Raw genomic sequence first — 16,491 nt, 5'->3', positions numbered from 1 at the left:
ACGTGTTGCCACCAAACACGGGGGGTCCGTTCTCATCGCCGGGGGCCGCCCAAACCCCCAGCCGGCGCCGCTAACCGGTGGCCGTCACCCCCCGGCCGGCGGCACGCCCGGGAAGCGTGGTGGGCCAGTGAGCCATGGCCGCCGTAGCCCCGTACCAAGCGAGCAGACCGCCTACCGCCGCAAGCCAGCCCGCGACCTTCGCCAGCCCGCTGGAGTCACCGAACTGCCCTATGGCGAGCAGCAGCAGCGACAGGAAGAGCAGCCCGTACGTGCCCCGTACGAACAGGGAACCGCCGGCGGACCCTGCTGCCAGGCTCAGCGCGACCAGCGCGAACAGGAGCAGGAAGAGACCGGCCGCGTTGGCGGAGGCCTGCGCGTCGGACGTGACGCCCCAGGTGAACCAGAGCGCGCCGAGTGCGGTGAAGGCCGTACCGGTGAAGGCGTCACGGTCACGGAAGGCGAACAGACCGGCGACGAAGAGCGCGATGCCACCGACATAGGTGGCGAGGGAGACGGAGTCGGCTGCCGTGACGCCGTCGATCACTTCGGTGTGACCGAGGCCGAAGGCCAGCAGGGTGAGTCCGAGCGCGAGTTGGCCGAGGGTCGATGTGGTGCTTCCCGCAGAGACGTCGTTGTCCACGGCGGGCTCCCTTCATGCATGTGCAGTTGTGCTGCGTGGTACCGGCCGTGCGGTTGGTCCGGCGACCGGTATGTACCCTTCACAAGGGCACAAACCACCTCTACGCGCCAGTAGATTTAGGCCGCATCACGTGTGCGTCAGGGGGAGTTGACGATCCGCCAGGAAACTCGTCCGGCTCATCTCACCTGGGACAACGGCGAGTTACGGAATGACGACGACGGGACGCTTCGCGCGCTTGGCGAGTCTTCCGGCCACCGAGCCGAAGATGCGCCCGACGATGCCGTGCGTGGAGCCGACGACGATCGCGTCCGCCTCGTACTCCCGCCCCACCTCTTCGAGTTCATGGCAGATGTCACCGCCGCGCTCGACGAGGATCCAGGGCACCTCGGCCAGATATTCGGCGCAGGCGAGTTCGAGTCCGAGCACCTCGGTGCGGTGGTCCGGCACGTCGACGAAGACCGGCGGCTCGCAGCCCGCCCACACCGTGGTGGGCAGCCGGTTGGCGACATGCACGATGATCAGGCCCGAGCCGGAGCGATGGGCCATGCCGATCGCGTAGGCGAGGGCGCGCTCGCTGGACGTCGAGCCGTCGAAACCGACGACGACGCCGTGCTTGAAGGCGGGATCGCAGGACTGGCGGTGTTCTTCCGCCGCCAGGGGCTCGGCCGCCGTGGGATCGGCGAGCGGGCGCTTGCGGTCCGCGGGATCGAAGAATTCGTGACCGGCCATGGGTGTCTCGGCGTTTGGATCCTCGTGGTGGGGACGACAACGATCGGCAGAGCTGTGTCTGGGAAACATCTTCCCAACCCCATACCCCCAAGGGTACGGCGGCACGCCTCCTCTGCCCAGATCCCGCGCGCGCTGTGCGGCGTTCCCCGGAGCATGCATGAGAGGCGCCCGTAACGCAATGGTTGCTGCCCCGTACAGGCGGTTTGCACAGGGTTCACCTAGGGAGGGGCCCTTTCATCGTCGCACGACTCGGCACGCCGACGTCCCGCGCCGTCGCACACCGAAGCCCTTCGGCGCCGCACCACCGTCGGCCGGGCAGTGACCGGCCGGTCGAACACGCGTTGAACCGGTAAGCCACCGCCATGGGGAGCACGCGCGTACTCGCCATGGGGAGCACTGGAGTACTAGGGAGCAGACCGTGCCCGGACCCGAGACCGCGTCCCACCCCTCCCCCGCCACACAGTCCGCGTCGCCGCCCGTGCCGGACACCGCGAGCGACGTGGTGCGCTGGGCGGCCTTCAGCTGTGTCCTGGTCCCGGTGGTCCTCGTCTGGTACGGCACCTCTCTGGCCGGCGCGGCCGGTACGGCCCTGGGCCTGGCGGCGGTGACCGGGGCCTGCCGAGTGCTGCTGAGGCAGTCGGAACGCGGCGCGGCGCGACTGCGCGCCGAGGAGCGGGCCCCGCACCGCGGCCGGCACGGCAGGAGCGGCCCGCACGGTGTGGCCGGAGTGGGCGGCCCGCGCGGTGTGGCCGGAGTGGGCGGTCCGCGCGGTCCGCGTGATGGGTCCGGAGTGGGCGGTGCGCGCGGTGTGGTCGCCGCACAGGGCAGAAATGGTGCGGGGGCGCACAGAGGTGGTCGGCACGGCGCGGGAAACAAGCCGGTCGACTGACCGGTTTCCGCGCACGCGCCCGCTACTTTTCAGCCAACTTCTGCGCACCGCGCATCCCTTGGTCGAACGACCCCCCAACCCCCGTTCGACCTGCACTGAAAGTGCCACAGGGGGCTCGCGCACCCTACGTGGATTGGCCACTGCCACGAGGCGCACTTCCCTGTACGGCCCACGAGTGCAACGCTTCGTGATCGAATGCTTCACGCCAAGTTGCCATGTCGACATTCTGCGGAGTAGCGAACTGGTCACCTTGGCGCCACGGGACACAGTAGATTCGATCTTGTCTTACGGCGGGGGACTCGTGCAGGACCGAGGGGAAACGTGCAGGAGCGACACAACCGAGGAGCCGCGACCACCGAGGGGGGCTTAGCAGTATGAGCCACGACTCCACTGCCGCGCCGGAAGCCGCGGCCCGGAAACTTTCCGGGCGACGCCGCAAGGAGATCGTCGCGGTGCTGCTGTTCAGCGGCGGCCCCATCTTCGAGAGTTCCATACCGCTGTCGGTGTTCGGGATTGACCGCCAGGACGCCGGCGTGCCGCGCTACCGCCTACTGGTGTGCGCCGGCGAGGAAGGCCCACTGCGGACCACAGGGGGCCTGGAACTCACCGCGCCACATGGCCTGGAAGCGATCTCGCGGGCAGGCACGGTGGTCGTGCCCGCCTGGCGGTCGATCACTTCGCCACCACCGGAGGACGCGCTCGACGCACTGCGCCGCGCGCACGAGGAGGGTGCCCGCATAGTCGGGCTGTGCACCGGCGCCTTCGTCCTCGCGGCGGCGGGTTTACTGGACGGCCGTCCGGCGACGACCCACTGGATGTACGCACCGACGCTGGCCAAGCGCTATCCGTCGGTGCATGTGGATCCACGAGAACTCTTCGTGGACGACGGAGACGTCCTGACATCGGCGGGAACGGCGGCCGGAATCGACCTCTGCCTGCACATCGTGCGGACAGACCACGGCAACGAAGCGGCCGGGGCCCTGGCCCGCCGTCTGGTGGTCCCGCCGCGCCGCAGCGGCGGCCAGGAGCGCTATCTCGACCGGTCCCTGCCGGAGGAGATCGGCGCCGACCCCCTCGCGGAGGTCGTCGCCTGGGCGCTGGAGCACCTCCATGAGCAGTTCGACGTCGAGACGCTGGCGGCACGCGCGTACATGAGCCGGCGCACCTTCGACCGCCGGTTCCGCTCGCTCACGGGGAGCGCTCCCCTGCAGTGGCTGATCACTCAGCGCGTACTGCAGGCACAGCGTCTCCTGGAGACCTCCGACTACTCGGTCGACGAGGTCGCGGGCCGCTGCGGCTTCCGCTCGCCGGTCGCGCTGCGGGGTCACTTCCGGCGCCAGCTGGGATCGTCCCCGGCCGCGTACCGGGCGGCGTACCGCGCCCGCAGGCCGCAGTCCGACCGCTCGTCGGACACGGACAGCTCGGCGGCTCCGGCCGGACCGCCACCGTCCGTGCACCAGGAGAGCCCGGTCCCGATGCAGACCCGTCGCACAGCGGCGGCGAGCGCCCTGGGCCCGGCCGCGTCGTCCGCGTCTCTGTCCACGGACTCGGGCAAGCCCGAGCTGTACGCGGCGGGCCGCCCGAGCCTGCCGGGGCAGCGGAGTGCGCCGTAGCAGTACCCGCCGGAAGGGGGCCCGCGCCTTGGGGTGCGGGCCCCCTTCCCGTGCGCCCGCGCGCACGGGCGGGTCCAGTCGGCCGGAGCGAGCCGTAGGGTGAGACATATGAACGATCGCATGGTGTGGATCGACTGCGAGATGACCGGGCTCTCGCTGTCGGATGACGCGCTCATCGAGGTGGCCGCACTGGTCACCGACTCGGAGCTGAACGTGCTCGGCGAAGGCGTGGACATCGTGATCCGCCCGCCGGACGCGGCGCTGGAGACGATGCCGGACGTGGTGCGCCAGATGCACACGGCCTCCGGCCTCCTCGAAGAGCTGGCCGCGGGCACGACTCTCGCGGACGCTGAGGAGCAGGTCCTCTCCTATGTGCGTGAGCACGTCAAGGAGCCGGGCAAGGCCCCGCTGTGCGGGAACTCGGTGGGCACGGACCGCGGCTTCCTCCTCCGTGACATGCCCACCGTTGAGGAGTACCTCCACTACCGCATCGTGGACGTCTCCTCCGTCAAGGAGCTGGCCCGCCGCTGGTATCCCCGGGCGTACTTCAACAGCCCGGACAAGAACGGCAACCACCGCGCCCTCGCCGACATCCGCGAATCCATCGCCGAGCTCCGCTACTACCGCGAGGCGATCTTCGTCCCCCAGCCCGGCCCCGACTCGGAGACCGCCCGCACCATCGCGGCGAAGCACGTCCTGCCCGCCGAGTAGGCCTTTGACGGGGCCCTCCTGGGGCCCCCGAAAAAGCCGTGCGCGAGCACCCCTTCGGACCCTGTACACTTTTTCTCGGCCGGTCAGGGAAACCAAGACCGGACATGGTGGGTGTAGCTCAGCTGGTAGAGCACCTGGTTGTGGTCCAGGATGCCGCGGGTTCAAGTCCCGTCACTCACCCTGATCAGTCAGCCGGTGACCTGTTCGAACAGGTCACCGGCTGACTGCGTTCCCGGACGTTCCACGCACCACCGAAGCCCGTACCCTTCCCGCGTGCGCCATCTCGCCGAACCTTTCGCCCTCGGAGCCCTGCGCCGGGGCCGCCCGACAAGAGTCGCCTAAGGAGGCCGCCCGGGGCTTGGTGGAGTGGCCGGCGGAGCGGTCCGTGCGTACCGTCCTCGCCCGCATCCACCCCGGCCACCACGCCTCCGCGGCCGTCGCCGAGGCGGCGGGACTGTCCCCGACCGGCACCGTCCATGGCGGCGAGGCCCGGTGGGAACTGACCGTAAGGCCGTCACCTCACGTCTCCTGAGGCTCGTTGGCCGCGCGCCACGCCGCCGCGAAACGGTGGACGTCGGCGAAGCGGTCGTCGGGGTCGGGAAACGTGGCGCGTTCGACGACCGCCAGCTGCTGCGGTGTGCCGCGCCAGGCGCGCTCCTCGTCGCCCGCGTCCAGGAGCAGCCGGGCGGTGCGGCCGAGGGTGAAGACGGTCGTACGGGTGTCGATGACCGCCCCGCGCACGAACTCCTCGGGGGCCATGAACCGCCGGGAGCCCGGCAGCCGTTCGTCCTCCACCTCGAAGGGACCCGGCCGGTACTCGTCGAGGTCGATGAGATGGGCCGTGTCGGCGGCGAAGTCGTAGAGCAGCGCGCCGTCGTAGAAGTCAACGGCGACATGGCCGGCGGCCTCCACCGCGAGGTGCGCGTCCAGGACCCGGTCGAAGGCACGCAGTACGCGGGCGGCGGGCAGGGCGCGGAAGCGGGCCATTGGGCTGCCCGGGCTCGTACGGTCGCGGGGACCGTCCACAGTGGCGTGGTACAGCACCTCGCCCTCCCGCCAGGGCATCACGACCGCCCAGCCGCCGCCTCCGCGCACGGCGATCCGGTGGACCTGGGGGACGATCGCCGAGTGCCGTACGGCCCGGTGAAATGCCCATCCTCGATCGAGTGAACGCCGTGCACGGTCGTTGACCGACGCCTTGACGAACCACCGCGCACCGTCGAGCAGCCGCACCCCGTACGACACACACCCCGAGTCCTGCTCCCTGAACACCTTGAACACCTCGCCCACACGACCCAAGTACGGTTCCACGGCGGGCACTTCATCAACTCCGAGCAAGGGATGCAGGACCATGCTCGCCACCATGCCGTAATACCCTGCCCCCATGTGGAGAGAAGCCGCAGGTCAGGCATCGCCCGAGGCCGGGTTCCGGACCCCCGTCGAGGAGAGCGCGCTCGCTGCCGCCGAGACACGGCTCGGCTGTCGGCTGCCGGAGGAGCTGGCCGAACTGCTGCGGGAGACGGACGGCATCGAGGCTCCCGACGGGGTCGACACCGTCTGGGACCTGGAGCAGATCGTCGAGCAGAACCTTCTCTTCCGGTCGGACCCGTCGTTCGCCGAGCTCTACATGCCCTTCGAGCCCCTGCTCTTCTTCGGCGGCAACGGCGGCGGTGACCAGTTCGCGTTCGTGCGGACACCCCCGCGCGCCGACATCTTCGTATGGGACCACGAGGACGACAGCCGGCGCTGGGCCGCACGGGACCTGCGGGACTACCTCGGGCGGGCGCTCGGGGGCGACGGGGACGACTGGTACCGGTAGCCGGGCACGAGACGTCGTACCACCGACGCGCACGACGGCGTACCACCGGCGCGTACGGCGTCATACGACCGGCGCGTACGACGTCGCACGACCGGACACCGCACGCCCTACGACGACTCCCGCACCACCAGCTCCGCCGGCAGCACCAGCTGCCGCTTCTCCAGCCCGCGCGACACCGCTGGCCGGCGGTCCGCGATCTCGCCGAGGAGGAGGTCGATCATCGCGCGGCCCATTTCCTCGATCGGCTGGCGGACGCTGGTCAGGGGCGGGTCCATGTGGCGGGCGATGGCGGAGTCGTCGTAGCCGATCAGCGCCACGTCGTCGGGTATACGGCGCCCCTCCTCGCGCAGGACCTGGCGGGCGCCGGCCGCCATGACGTCGGAGCCGGCGAAGACCGCGTCGAGGTCGGGGCAGTGCTCCAGGAGCTGGGTCATCGCACGGCGGCCGCCCTCCTCCGTAAAGTCGCCGGTGACGATCAGCCGCTCGTCCACCTCGCGGCCCGCGTCGAGCAGCGCCTCGCGGTAGCCGTCGACGCGGCGCTGGGCACCGTAGACGTCGAGACGCCCCGCGATGTGGGCGATCGTGCGGCGCCCCCGGGCCATCAGGTGCTCGATCGCCGCGCGGCCCCCGCCGTAGTTGTCGGAGTCCACGGACGGCAGCGTCTCGTCGGCCGAGCGGCGGCCGCTGATGACGGCCGGGATCTCCAGCTGGGCGAGCAGGTCGGGGAGGGGGTCGTCCGCGTGGACCGAGACCAGGAGGACGCCGTCCACCCGGTGGGCCGCCAGATACTGGGCCAGCCGCTGCCGCTCCCGGTCGCTGCCCGCGAAGATCAGCAGGAGCTGCATCTCGGTTTCGGAGAGTTCGGACCCCACGCCCTTGAGCATGTCGGAGAAGTACGGCTCCGCGAAGAAGCGGGTCTCCGGCTCGGGGACGACCAGGGCGATCGCGTCCGTGCGGTTCGCGGCGAGGGCGCGGGCCGCCGTGTTGGGGACGTAGCCGAGTTCCGCGACCGCCGCCTCGACGGCGGCGCGGGTCGCGTCGCTGACCCTTGGGGAGCCGTTGATCACCCGGGAGACCGTGCCGCGGCCCACTCCGGCGCGTGCCGCGACCTCTTCCAAGGTCGGCCGGCCGCCACCCCGGCCCCGCGCTCCGTGGCTTGCCATGGTCCGCCTCCCGTCGACACCGCGCGCTGCGCGACTGGCCTGGAATCTAACAGTCCCGTTCATGGACAGAAGCCCGGCGATCGCGCCGACCTCGCCCTGCCCCCGCCTGGCCGCCATCCGAACCACCGCCCGGCAACCGCCCGAACCATCGCCTGGCCACCGCCCGGCAACCGCCCGCGCCACCACCCGAGGCCACCACCCGGAGCCGGCAAGTCACACTGAGACGAGCCACCACTGCCTCCGCCCCGCAGCCCCCTCCGACCCGTCCCCCGCGGTTAGTTAACAGGCCGATAACTGAACGCATCTCTCCGCGCTCCCACCCTTGACACCCCCGCCCGGACCGACGACTCTTCAACACATCACCTGTGGGAGCGCTCCCACAGTACCTGACACATACACATCCCGCACGTTCCCCGCCCGAGCCGCAGCGAGAACCAACGGGCCCAACAGAGCAGTTGGCCGGGGGGTCGGCACGTCAGGCAACAGGAGGACGCAATGCGCACGAGTACCCGTCGGTCCCGCAGGCTGGGGGCCCTCGCGGCCGTCGCCGCGCTGACCACAGGGCTGCTGGCCGGCTGCGCCAGCGACTCGAAAGACAAGGGGTCGTCGGACGGCGGCGGAGGCGGCGGCAAGGGCACGACCACGCTGACCATCGGTACTTTCGGCGTCTTCGGCTACAAGCAGGCCGGCCTCTACGACGAGTACATGAAGCTGCACCCGAACATCTCTATCAAGGAGAACGTCACCACCAAGACCGACGTGTACTGGCCCAAGACGCTCACACGTCTGCAGGCCGGTTCCGGTACCGACGACATCCAGGCGATCGAGGTCGGCAACGTCACCGAGGCCGTCCAGACGCAGGCCGACAAGTTCGTCGACCTGGGCAAGGAGGTCGACAAGTCCCAGTGGCTGGACTGGAAGCTGGCGCAGGCCACCACCAAGGACGGCAAGACGATCGCGCTCGGCACCGACATCGGCCCGATGGCGATCTGCTACCGCAAGGACCTCTTCGAGAAGGCCGGTCTGGAGACGGACCGCACCAAGCTCGCCGCGCAGTGGAAGGGCGACTGGTCCAAGTACGTCGCGCTCGGCAAGGAGTACATGAAGAAGGCGCCCAGCGGCACCAAGTTCGTGGACTCCGCCTCCTCGGTCTACAACGCCGCGCTCGGTGGCGAGAGCCAGCGGTACTACGACAAGGACGGCAACGTCATCTGGGACAAGTCCACGGGCGTGAAGTCGGCCTGGAACAACGCGATGACGGTCGCGACCAGCAATATGTCGGCGAAGCTGAAGCAGTTCGAGGACCCGTGGAACAAGGCCTTCTCGAACGCCACGTTCGCGACGGTGGCCTGCCCCGCGTGGATGATCGGCTACATCGAGGAAAAGTCGGGTGACTCCGGCAAGGGCAAGTGGGACGTGGCGGCGGCGCCCACCGCGGCCAACTGGGGCGGCTCGTTCATCGGTGTGCCGACGGCGGGCAAGCACCAGAAGGAGGCCATCGCGCTGGCGAAGTGGCTGACCGCGCCCGAGCAGCAGGCGAAGGTCTTCGCCAAGCAGGCGAGCTTCCCGTCGACCCCGTCGGCGTACGCGAGCCTGAAGCCGCTGGCGGACACCACGGCGTACTTCTCGAACGCGCCGATCGCGCAGATCTTCTCCGACTCGGCGAAGACCATCCCGACGCAGTACTTCGGCACGAAGGACCAGCCGATCGGCACCGCGATCACCGACGTGGGCATCCTCCAGGTCGAGCAGAAGGGCAAGACCCCTGCCCAGGGCTGGTCGGCGGCCACGAACGAAATCAAGGACGTGCTCGGCCAGTGACCAGCTCCAAGCAGGCTCTCGCGCAACCCGCGCCGAGTGCTGACGCCGCGCCCGGCTCCAAGCCGGGCGCGGCGGGGGGCGCTCACGGTCGCGGTACGCCGCCCCCGGGCTCGAGTTCGTGGCGCAGCCGGCTGTACCGCTGGGACATGAAGGCGTCGCCGTACGCGTTCATCGCCCCCTTCTTCATCATCTTCGGGGCCTTCGGGCTCATCCCGCTGCTGTACACGGCCTGGTACTCGCTGCATGACGTGCAGCTGGCCTCGCTGGACCACCAGACCTGGGCGGGCCTGGACAACTACAAGAACCTGTGGTCCTCGGACTTCTTCTGGAACGCCCTGAAGAACACCTTCACCATCGGCCTGATCTCCACGGTGCCGCAGCTGCTGATGGCGATCGCGATCGCGCATCTGCTCAACTACCGGCTGCGCGGCTCGACCGTGTGGCGGGTCGTGATGCTCACCCCGTACGCCACCTCGGTGGCGGCGGCGACGCTCGTCTTCACGCTGCTGTACTCGTGGGACGGCGGCATGATCAACTGGCTGCTGCACTTCGTCGGGGTCGACCCGATCAACTGGCGTGAGTCCGACTGGGGTTCGCAGTTCGCGGTCTCCTCGATCGTGATCTGGCGGTGGACCGGCTACAACGCGCTGATCTACCTCGCCGCGATGCAGGCGATCCCGACCGACCTGTACGAGTCGGCGGCGCTGGACGGCGCCAACCGCTGGCAGCAGTTCCGGCACGTCACCATCCCGATGCTGCGGCCGACGATCCTGTTCACGGTGGTCGTCTCCACCATCGGCGCGACCCAGCTCTTCGGCGAGCCGCTGCTGTTCGGCGGGCTCAGCGGTTCGAAGGGCGGCTCCGGGCACCAGTTCCAGACGCTCGGCCTGTACATGTACGACCAGGGCTGGATCATCGGCAACCTCGGCAAGGCGTCCGCGATCGCCTGGTCGATGTTCCTGATCCTGCTGATCGTCGCCGTGATCAATCTCCTGCTCACCCGACGTCTGAGGAAGTCCCAATGACCACAAGTGATCTGACGTTGCCTCAGGCAGAGGAGAAGGTGAAGGGCGACGGCGGCGCGGGCACGGACGGCCGGGGCTCCCGGCGCCGGGTGCTCGGCGCGGGCAAGCAGCTGCACGCGGGCCCGGTCACCTACGTCGTCCTGGTCGTCTTCGCGATGGTCTCGCTGGCGCCGCTGCTGTGGACGGCCATCGCGGCCTCGCGCAACGACCAGCGGCTGGCCCAGACGCCGCCGCCGCTGTGGTTCGGCGGCAACCTGTTCAAGAACATGCAGGCCGCCTGGGACCAGGCCGGGCTCGGCACCGCGATGCTCAACAGCACGATCGTGGCGGGCACCATCACCATCGGTACGGTGGTCTTCTCCACGCTCGCCGGATTCGCCTTCGCCAAGCTGCGGTTCAGGTTCTCCAGCACGCTGCTGCTGCTGACCATCGGCACGATGATGATCCCGCCGCAGCTGGCCGTCGTACCGCTGTACCTGTGGATGAGCGACCTGCACTGGGCCAACCATCTGCCGACGGTCATCCTGCCCACCCTGGTCACCGCGTTCGGCACGTTCTTCATGCGGCAGTACCTGGTGCAGGCGCTGCCCACCGAGCTGATCGAGGCGGCGCGCGTCGACGGCGCGAACAGCCTGCGCGTGGTGTGGCACGTGGTCTTCCCGGCGGCGCGCCCCGCGATGGCGGTGCTCGGACTGCTGACGTTCGTGATGGCCTGGAACGACTTCCTGTGGCCGATCATCGCGCTCAACCAGCAGAACCCGACCGTGCAGGTCGCCCTCAACTCGCTGGGCACCGGCTACGTACCCGACCAGGCCGTGATCATGGCGGGCGCGCTGCTCGGCACGCTGCCGCTGCTCATCGCCTTCCTGCTGTTCGGCAAGCAGATCGTCGGCGGCATCATGAACGGCGCGATCAAGGGCTGACCCGCCGCGCCACCGCCGACGGGGCCCGATGGGGCCCGACGGAGCCCGACGGGGCCGGGTCACCGCCGCCCCGGCCCCCGCCTTCCCCCCACCCGTTTCCCTCCACCTCTTTCCCCCCTCCTCCTGACCGTCGGTCTCCACGACCTCTAATGGGAGCGCTTCCATGCCTGAGCCCGTTACCCCTGTGACCTTTCCTCCCGCCTTCCTCTGGGGCGCGGCCACCTCCGCGTACCAGATCGAGGGGGCGGTGCGGGAGGACGGCCGCACCCCCTCGATCTGGGACACCTTCAGCCATACGCCCGGCAAGACGGCCGGTGGTGAGACCGGTGACATCGCTGTCGAGCACTACCACCGATACCGCGACGACGTGGCCCTGATGGCGGAGCTGGGCCTGACGGCGTACCGCTTCTCGATCTCCTGGTCGCGCGTGCAGCCGACCGGCCGCGGCCCCGCCGTACAGCGCGGTCTGGACTTCTACCGCAACCTGGTCGACGAGCTGCTCGCCCACGGCATCAAGCCGGCGGTCACCCTCTACCACTGGGACCTTCCGCAGGAGCTGGAGGACGCGGGCGGCTGGCCCGAGCGCGACACCGCACTGCGGTTCGCCGAGTACGCGCAGATCGTCGGCGACGCGCTGGGCGACCGCGTCGAGCAGTGGATCACCCTCAACGAGCCCTGGTGCAGCGCCTTTCTGGGGTACGGCTCCGGGGTGCACGCTCCGGGCCGTACGGACCCGGCGGCGTCCCTGCGCGCGGCCCACCACCTGAACCTGGCCCACGGGCTCGGCACTTCGGCACTCCGCGCCACGATGCCCGCCCGCAACTCGGTCGCGGTGAGCCTCAACTCCTCGGTGGTCAGGCCGCTTTCCCAGGACCCGGCCGACCTGGCGGCCGCCCGGCGCATCGACGACCTCGCCAACGGCGTCTTCCACGGCCCGATGCTGCACGGCGCGTACCCGGAGACGCTGCTGACGGCGACGTCGTCGGTCACGGACTGGTCGTACGTCCTGGACGGCGACCTGGCGGCGATCAACCAGCCGCTCGACGCGCTGGGCCTCAACTACTACACCCCGACGCTGGTGTCGGCCGCGGCGGCAACGGCCGACGTCCCGCGCGCGGACGGCCACGGCGCGAGTTCCTTCTCCCCCTGGCCGGGCGCGGACGACGTCGCCTTCCATCAAACCCCGGGTGAGCGTACGGAGATGGGCTGGACGATCGACCCGACGGGCCTGCACGACCTGATCATGCGCTACAGCGAGGAGGCGCCGGGCCTGCCGCTGTATGTGACGGAGAACGGCGCCGCGTACGACGACAAGCCGGACCCGGACGGCCGCGTCCACGACCCGGAGCGGATCGCCTATCTGCACGGCCACCTGTCGGCCGTACGGCGGGCGATCACCGACGGCGCGGACGTCCGCGGCTACTACCTCTGGTCCCTGATGGACAACTTCGAGTGGGCGTACGGCTACGGCAAGCGCTTCGGCGCGGTGTACGTGGACTACGCGACGCAGGCCCGTACGCCGAAGTCGAGCGCCCTCTGGTACCGGCAGGCGGCCCGGACGGGGACGCTGCCGCCGGTGACGGCCGCCGAATAGACCAGGTGACCAGGTGACCGGGGGGTCGCGGGGGATGGCGGGGGACGGGGCGCGGCACCTGAGGGGGGTGCCGCGCCCCGGCGATCCACGGCTGCTTACGAGGAGTAGACCTCGGTCATCGCGGTGATCTTGTTGTCGGCGCCGACCGCGACGTCGTAGAAGTTCATCCCCCAGCAGTCGCTGGTGTCCGCCGAGGCCTGACCGCCGTCGTACGACTCCCCGTTCGGGTCCGCGCACGTCTTCACGTGGGCGATGCCGCCGTCCTGGGCGGTGAGGGTCTTCTGTTTCATGTCGTTCTTGCTGATGACGGTCACCTTGGTGTCGCCCGAGGCCATGGAGTACGTCTTCGGCTCACCGACCGGCTCGTAGGCGGCACCGGCGTCCGACTTCGGGTCGCAGTGCATCTTGGCGTCCTTGGCGATGACGTTGTTCATGGCGCCTTCGACGTTGTTGACCCAGATGACCTTGTGGCCCTTGGCGATGGTCGGGCAGGAGCCGTTGTCCGCGCTCGCCGAGGCGGCAGGACTGGCGGTGGCTGTAGCGCCTGCGGAGGCTGTGGCGCTCGGACTGGCACTGCTGCCGGCGGCACCGGTGTCGTCGGTCTCGCCGGGCTGACAGGCGGTGAGGGTCAGCGCCACGGAAACGAGCATGGCGGTGCCAAGGGCATGACGGATGGAAAGCACGACTCCCCCGAGTGGTGATACGGGCCGAGGCCCGGGTGGTGATGGGACGAAGCCCAAGCAGCGAATCGAGCCGAAGCCCGTGTGGTGAAAACGGCCGAAGATCGACCCGGCCGCACACTATATAGGTATGGGCATGCCGAGTTGATGTTGCTTTTGCTTCAGATCGCGGTCCCCTTCGGTGCTCTGGCCGTGATCATCAGGGCGGCGATGAGGCCCGCGAGCAGCATGCCGCCGGCCGCCCACCAGAGGGTGTCGGCGTAGCCGCTCAGCACCACTCCGGGGATCTGCTGGGAAGTCGACCGGCCCGACGCGAGCGCGGAGTTCACACGGGCGGTGACGATGCTGCTGATCAGGGCCACGCCGATCGCCACACCCACCTCGTGGGCCGTGACGATGCCGGCCGAGGCCCCGCCGGGCTGTGGCAAGGCGATATCACCGGTTGGCGAGGCGGTGTCGCCGGTCGCGACGGCGAAGACCGGCGTGAAGGCCAGGCCGATGCCGAAGCCGGTGAGGAGCAGGCCGGGCAGTACCTGGGTCGCGTACGCACTGTCGGTCGTCAGGCCGGTCAGGAGCAGCAGCCCGAGCGCCGCGGTCACCAGGCCCGCCACGATCAGGACGCGGGGCGCGACACGGTGCAGCAGGCGGGCGGAGACCTGGGTGGAGCCGATGACGAGCGCGACGACCATGGGCAGGAAGGCCACGCCGGTCCGCGCCGGGGTATATCCGAGGACGTTCCCCTGGAAATAGGCCAGGACCGGGAACAGGGCGAAGAAGCCGGCGCCGGCCAGCACCATGGCGAGCAGGCAGCCGACGCGGTTGCGGTCCTTGAGGAGGGACGCCGGGAGAATCGGGCTGGACGTCCTGGTCTGCCACCACACGAACGCGATGAGCAGGAGGACGCCGGCCCCGAGCAGGGCCACGGTCACGGGGTCGGTCCAGCCGAGCGGCTCGGCCTTGTTGAAGCCGTAGACGAGGGCGCCGAACCCCACGGAGCTGAGCAGCACGCCGAGCACGTCGAAGCGGGCGCCGGTGCGGCCCGGGAGGTCGTGCGGCAGGGTGGCCACGCCGATGAAGGCGATCACGGCGACGGGGATGTTGGCGTACAGGGCCACACGCCAGGACAGGCCCTCGACGATCAGTCCGCCCGTGAGCAGCCCGAGCGCCGTACCGCCGCCGGCGACCGCGGCGTAGACCCCGAAGGCCCTGCCGCGTTCCTTCGGGTCGGTGAAGCCGGTGGCCACCAGGGACAGCGCGCACGACGACAGCAGCGCGGCGGCGACGCCTTGCAGAGCACGGGCAAAGATCAGCGTTCCGGCAACAGAGGCCGAACCGCCCATCGCGGCGGCCACCGCGAAGCAGACCAGGCCGACGATCAACATCCCTTTGCGGCCCACGAGATCCGCGAGGTGCCCGCCGAGCGGCAGCAGTCCGGTGAAGGCCACCGCATAGGCGAGGGACAGCAGAGCCAAGTTGCTGGAGCTGATGTGCAGGTCGGCTTGGAGGGACGGCATCGCCATGTTGAGGGCCGGCACTTCGATCAGCACCATCAGCTGCACCAAGGCGGCCACCACCAGGGCCCACCAGCGCCTGGGGTGCGGGGGCGCCACGTCCTGGAGGTGGGCCGCGACTGGGGCCGGGGGTGCGGCGGGCCAGGCGCCGGGTGATGTGACCGACGGTGGCCCGAATGCCTGCGCGGGGCCGAAGTGCGCCGGGGCGTACGCGGGTGGCGGGGGTGGTGGCGGGGAGGCGAGGTGGGACACGGACTGGGGCTGGGGCTGCGGGGGCGAGATGCGGGGGTCTAGGGGCGTAACGGGAGTTGCCGGATCAGGGGTCGCGGGGGTTGCGGGGGCGGGGATCGCGGGGGCGTAGTCCAGCAACTTGGCCGCATGTCGGCCGAGTTGGGCCAGTACCGCGCCCGGCAGCCATTCCTCGGCCCGGTCCGTCGTCGTGCGTACGGCCACCTGCAGCGGGGTCGGCCGCCTGGCCGGGTCCTTGTGCAGACATTCTCGTACGAGATCGACAAGCGTCGCCGGTACGCCGGTCAGGTCCGCCTCTTCCTCGGCGACGCGGAAGAGGTGGGCGTTCAGGCCGGTGTCCGTGGCGCCGAAGAGAAGGCGCCCGGTGGTGGCGTAGACGAGGACGGCGCCCAGGCAGAAGACATCGCTGGCGGGGGTGAGTTCAAGGCCGCGGACCTGCTCCGGCGACATGAAGCCGGGGGAACCGATCAGCATGCCGGTCCGAGTGTGCAGGCTGTCTCCGGCGAGGCTGTCCATGGCCCGCGCGATGCCGAAGTCGATGACGCGGGGGCCGTCGACGGTGACGAGGACATTGGACGGCTTGAGGTCACGGTGGATCAGGCCCGCCTCGTGCACGGCCTGGAGGGCGAGGGCGAGCCGGTTGGCGAGGGTATGCGCCGAATGCTCGGGCAACGGCCCGAAGTCCTTGGCGACCACGCTGTGCAGGTCGGGCCCCGGGATGTACTGGGTCGCCACCCAGGGAACGTCGGCCTCGCTGTCGGCGTCGAGCACGGCCGCCGTCCAGCTGCCGCCCACCCGCCGCGCGGCGTCGACCTCACGGGCGAAGCGCTTGCGGAACTCCGGGTTCCCGGCGTACTCGGCCTGCACGACCTTCACGGCCACGGTGCGTCCGACCTCGGAACGGCCCAGATAGACCAGGCCCATGCCGCCCGCGCCGAGCCGGGCGATCAGGCGGTACGGGCCTATACGGGTGGGGTCTTCTTCGGCGATCAACTGGTCCACGGGAGAAAGATAGGGCAACTATCCAATAAGGGCGGCGACTTCACACATCAGACACGCCCCCATCAGACACGACCCAACTCGAACCAGGTCGCCTTGCCCCGACCGGGGCCGTGCGTGCACAC

The 16,491-nt window shown here is 70.0% G+C and carries 14 protein-coding genes, 1 tRNA gene and 1 pseudogene; 10 read left to right on the top strand and 6 right to left on the bottom strand.

All coding sequences use genetic code 11. The features are described 5' to 3' along the window. Positions 1–70: 70 nt before the first annotated feature. Both OIC96_RS30510 and OIC96_RS30505 read right to left on the bottom strand, forming a co-directional pair. Positions 71–640: a GPR1/FUN34/YaaH family transporter gene (locus OIC96_RS30510; protein ID WP_330304780.1), complete on the bottom strand. Its 570-nt coding sequence runs from the start codon at positions 638–640 to the stop codon at positions 71–73. A gap of 201 nt (positions 641–841) precedes the next feature. Next, complete coding sequence (locus OIC96_RS30505; protein ID WP_330304781.1) at positions 842–1,369, bottom strand: universal stress protein; 528 nt, start codon at positions 1,367–1,369, stop codon at positions 842–844. Positions 1,370–1,847: 478 nt separating this feature from the next. Here OIC96_RS30505 and OIC96_RS49945 point away from each other — a divergent pair. From OIC96_RS49945 to OIC96_RS30480, 5 genes and pseudogenes are all read left to right on the top strand, one after another. Beyond that, positions 1,848–2,075, top strand: a pseudogene (locus OIC96_RS49945) (hypothetical protein); the annotation flags it as partial. A gap of 557 nt (positions 2,076–2,632) precedes the next feature. Next, on the top strand, positions 2,633–3,871 hold the full coding sequence (locus OIC96_RS30495; protein WP_330304782.1) for a helix-turn-helix domain-containing protein: 1,239 nt from the start codon (positions 2,633–2,635) through the stop codon (positions 3,869–3,871). 108 nt (positions 3,872–3,979) lie between these two features. Beyond that, positions 3,980–4,582: an oligoribonuclease gene (gene orn, locus OIC96_RS30490; protein WP_330304783.1), complete on the top strand. Its 603-nt coding sequence runs from the start codon at positions 3,980–3,982 to the stop codon at positions 4,580–4,582. A 107-nt stretch (positions 4,583–4,689) separates the two neighbouring features. Next, positions 4,690–4,762, top strand: a tRNA-His gene (locus OIC96_RS30485). Positions 4,763–4,940: 178 nt separating this feature from the next. Next, on the top strand, positions 4,941–5,114 hold the full coding sequence (locus OIC96_RS30480; RefSeq protein ID WP_330462141.1) for a hypothetical protein: 174 nt from the start codon (positions 4,941–4,943) through the stop codon (positions 5,112–5,114). On the opposite strand, the gene OIC96_RS30475 is transcribed toward OIC96_RS30480, so the two are convergent. Next, on the bottom strand, positions 5,102–5,935 hold the full coding sequence (locus OIC96_RS30475) for a serine/threonine protein kinase (protein WP_330310117.1): 834 nt from the start codon (positions 5,933–5,935) through the stop codon (positions 5,102–5,104). The two genes, OIC96_RS30480 and OIC96_RS30475, sit on opposite strands and share 13 nt — an antisense overlap. A 31-nt stretch (positions 5,936–5,966) precedes the next feature. On the opposite strand from OIC96_RS30475, the gene OIC96_RS30470 reads away from it, so the two are divergent. Next, complete coding sequence (locus OIC96_RS30470) at positions 5,967–6,401, top strand: SMI1/KNR4 family protein (RefSeq protein WP_330304785.1); 435 nt, start codon at positions 5,967–5,969, stop codon at positions 6,399–6,401. A 107-nt stretch (positions 6,402–6,508) separates the two neighbouring features. Here the strand turns inward: OIC96_RS30470 and OIC96_RS30465 are convergent, their stop codons facing one another. Beyond that, positions 6,509–7,564, bottom strand: a complete 1,056-nt coding sequence (locus OIC96_RS30465; protein WP_330304786.1) for a LacI family DNA-binding transcriptional regulator — start codon at positions 7,562–7,564, stop codon at positions 6,509–6,511. Between the two features lie 495 nt (positions 7,565–8,059). On the opposite strand from OIC96_RS30465, the gene OIC96_RS30460 reads away from it, so the two are divergent. The 4 genes from OIC96_RS30460 (at position 8,060) to OIC96_RS30445 (ending at position 12,927) form a co-directional block, all read left to right on the top strand. Then, the gene (locus OIC96_RS30460) at positions 8,060–9,385 is read left to right on the top strand and encodes an ABC transporter substrate-binding protein (RefSeq protein WP_330304787.1); all 1,326 of its coding nucleotides are present in this window, start codon (positions 8,060–8,062) and stop codon (positions 9,383–9,385) included. Then, positions 9,382–10,410 (top strand): carbohydrate ABC transporter permease, encoded by a 1,029-nt coding sequence (locus OIC96_RS30455; RefSeq protein WP_330304788.1) that lies wholly within the window; start codon positions 9,382–9,384, stop codon positions 10,408–10,410. The genes OIC96_RS30460 and OIC96_RS30455 overlap by 4 nt, the downstream gene beginning before the upstream one ends. Then, positions 10,407–11,333 (top strand): carbohydrate ABC transporter permease, encoded by a 927-nt coding sequence (locus OIC96_RS30450; protein WP_330304789.1) that lies wholly within the window; start codon positions 10,407–10,409, stop codon positions 11,331–11,333. Before OIC96_RS30455 ends, OIC96_RS30450 begins: the two co-directional genes overlap by 4 nt. A 163-nt stretch (positions 11,334–11,496) precedes the next feature. After that, a complete protein-coding gene (locus OIC96_RS30445; protein WP_330304790.1) occupies positions 11,497–12,927 on the top strand; it encodes a GH1 family beta-glucosidase in 1,431 nt (476 codons plus the stop codon). Between the two features lie 95 nt (positions 12,928–13,022). On the opposite strand, the gene OIC96_RS30440 is transcribed toward OIC96_RS30445, so the two are convergent. Together OIC96_RS30440 and OIC96_RS30435 are read right to left on the bottom strand one after the other, a co-directional pair. Continuing rightward, positions 13,023–13,565, bottom strand: a complete 543-nt coding sequence (locus tag OIC96_RS30440; RefSeq protein WP_330304791.1) for a hypothetical protein — start codon at positions 13,563–13,565, stop codon at positions 13,023–13,025. 203 nt (positions 13,566–13,768) lie between these two features. After that, positions 13,769–16,369 carry an MDR family MFS transporter gene (locus tag OIC96_RS30435; protein ID WP_330304792.1) on the bottom strand — a complete coding sequence of 867 codons (2,601 nt, stop codon included), beginning with the start codon at positions 16,367–16,369 and terminating at the stop codon, positions 13,769–13,771. Positions 16,370–16,491 lie beyond the last annotated feature (122 nt).

The sequence above is a fragment of the Streptomyces sp. NBC_00775 genome (genome assembly GCF_036347135.1).
Taxonomy (GTDB): Bacteria; Actinomycetota; Actinomycetes; order Streptomycetales; family Streptomycetaceae; genus Streptomyces; species Streptomyces lutosisoli.
This window is presented reverse-complemented; position numbering and strand designations above follow the sequence as displayed.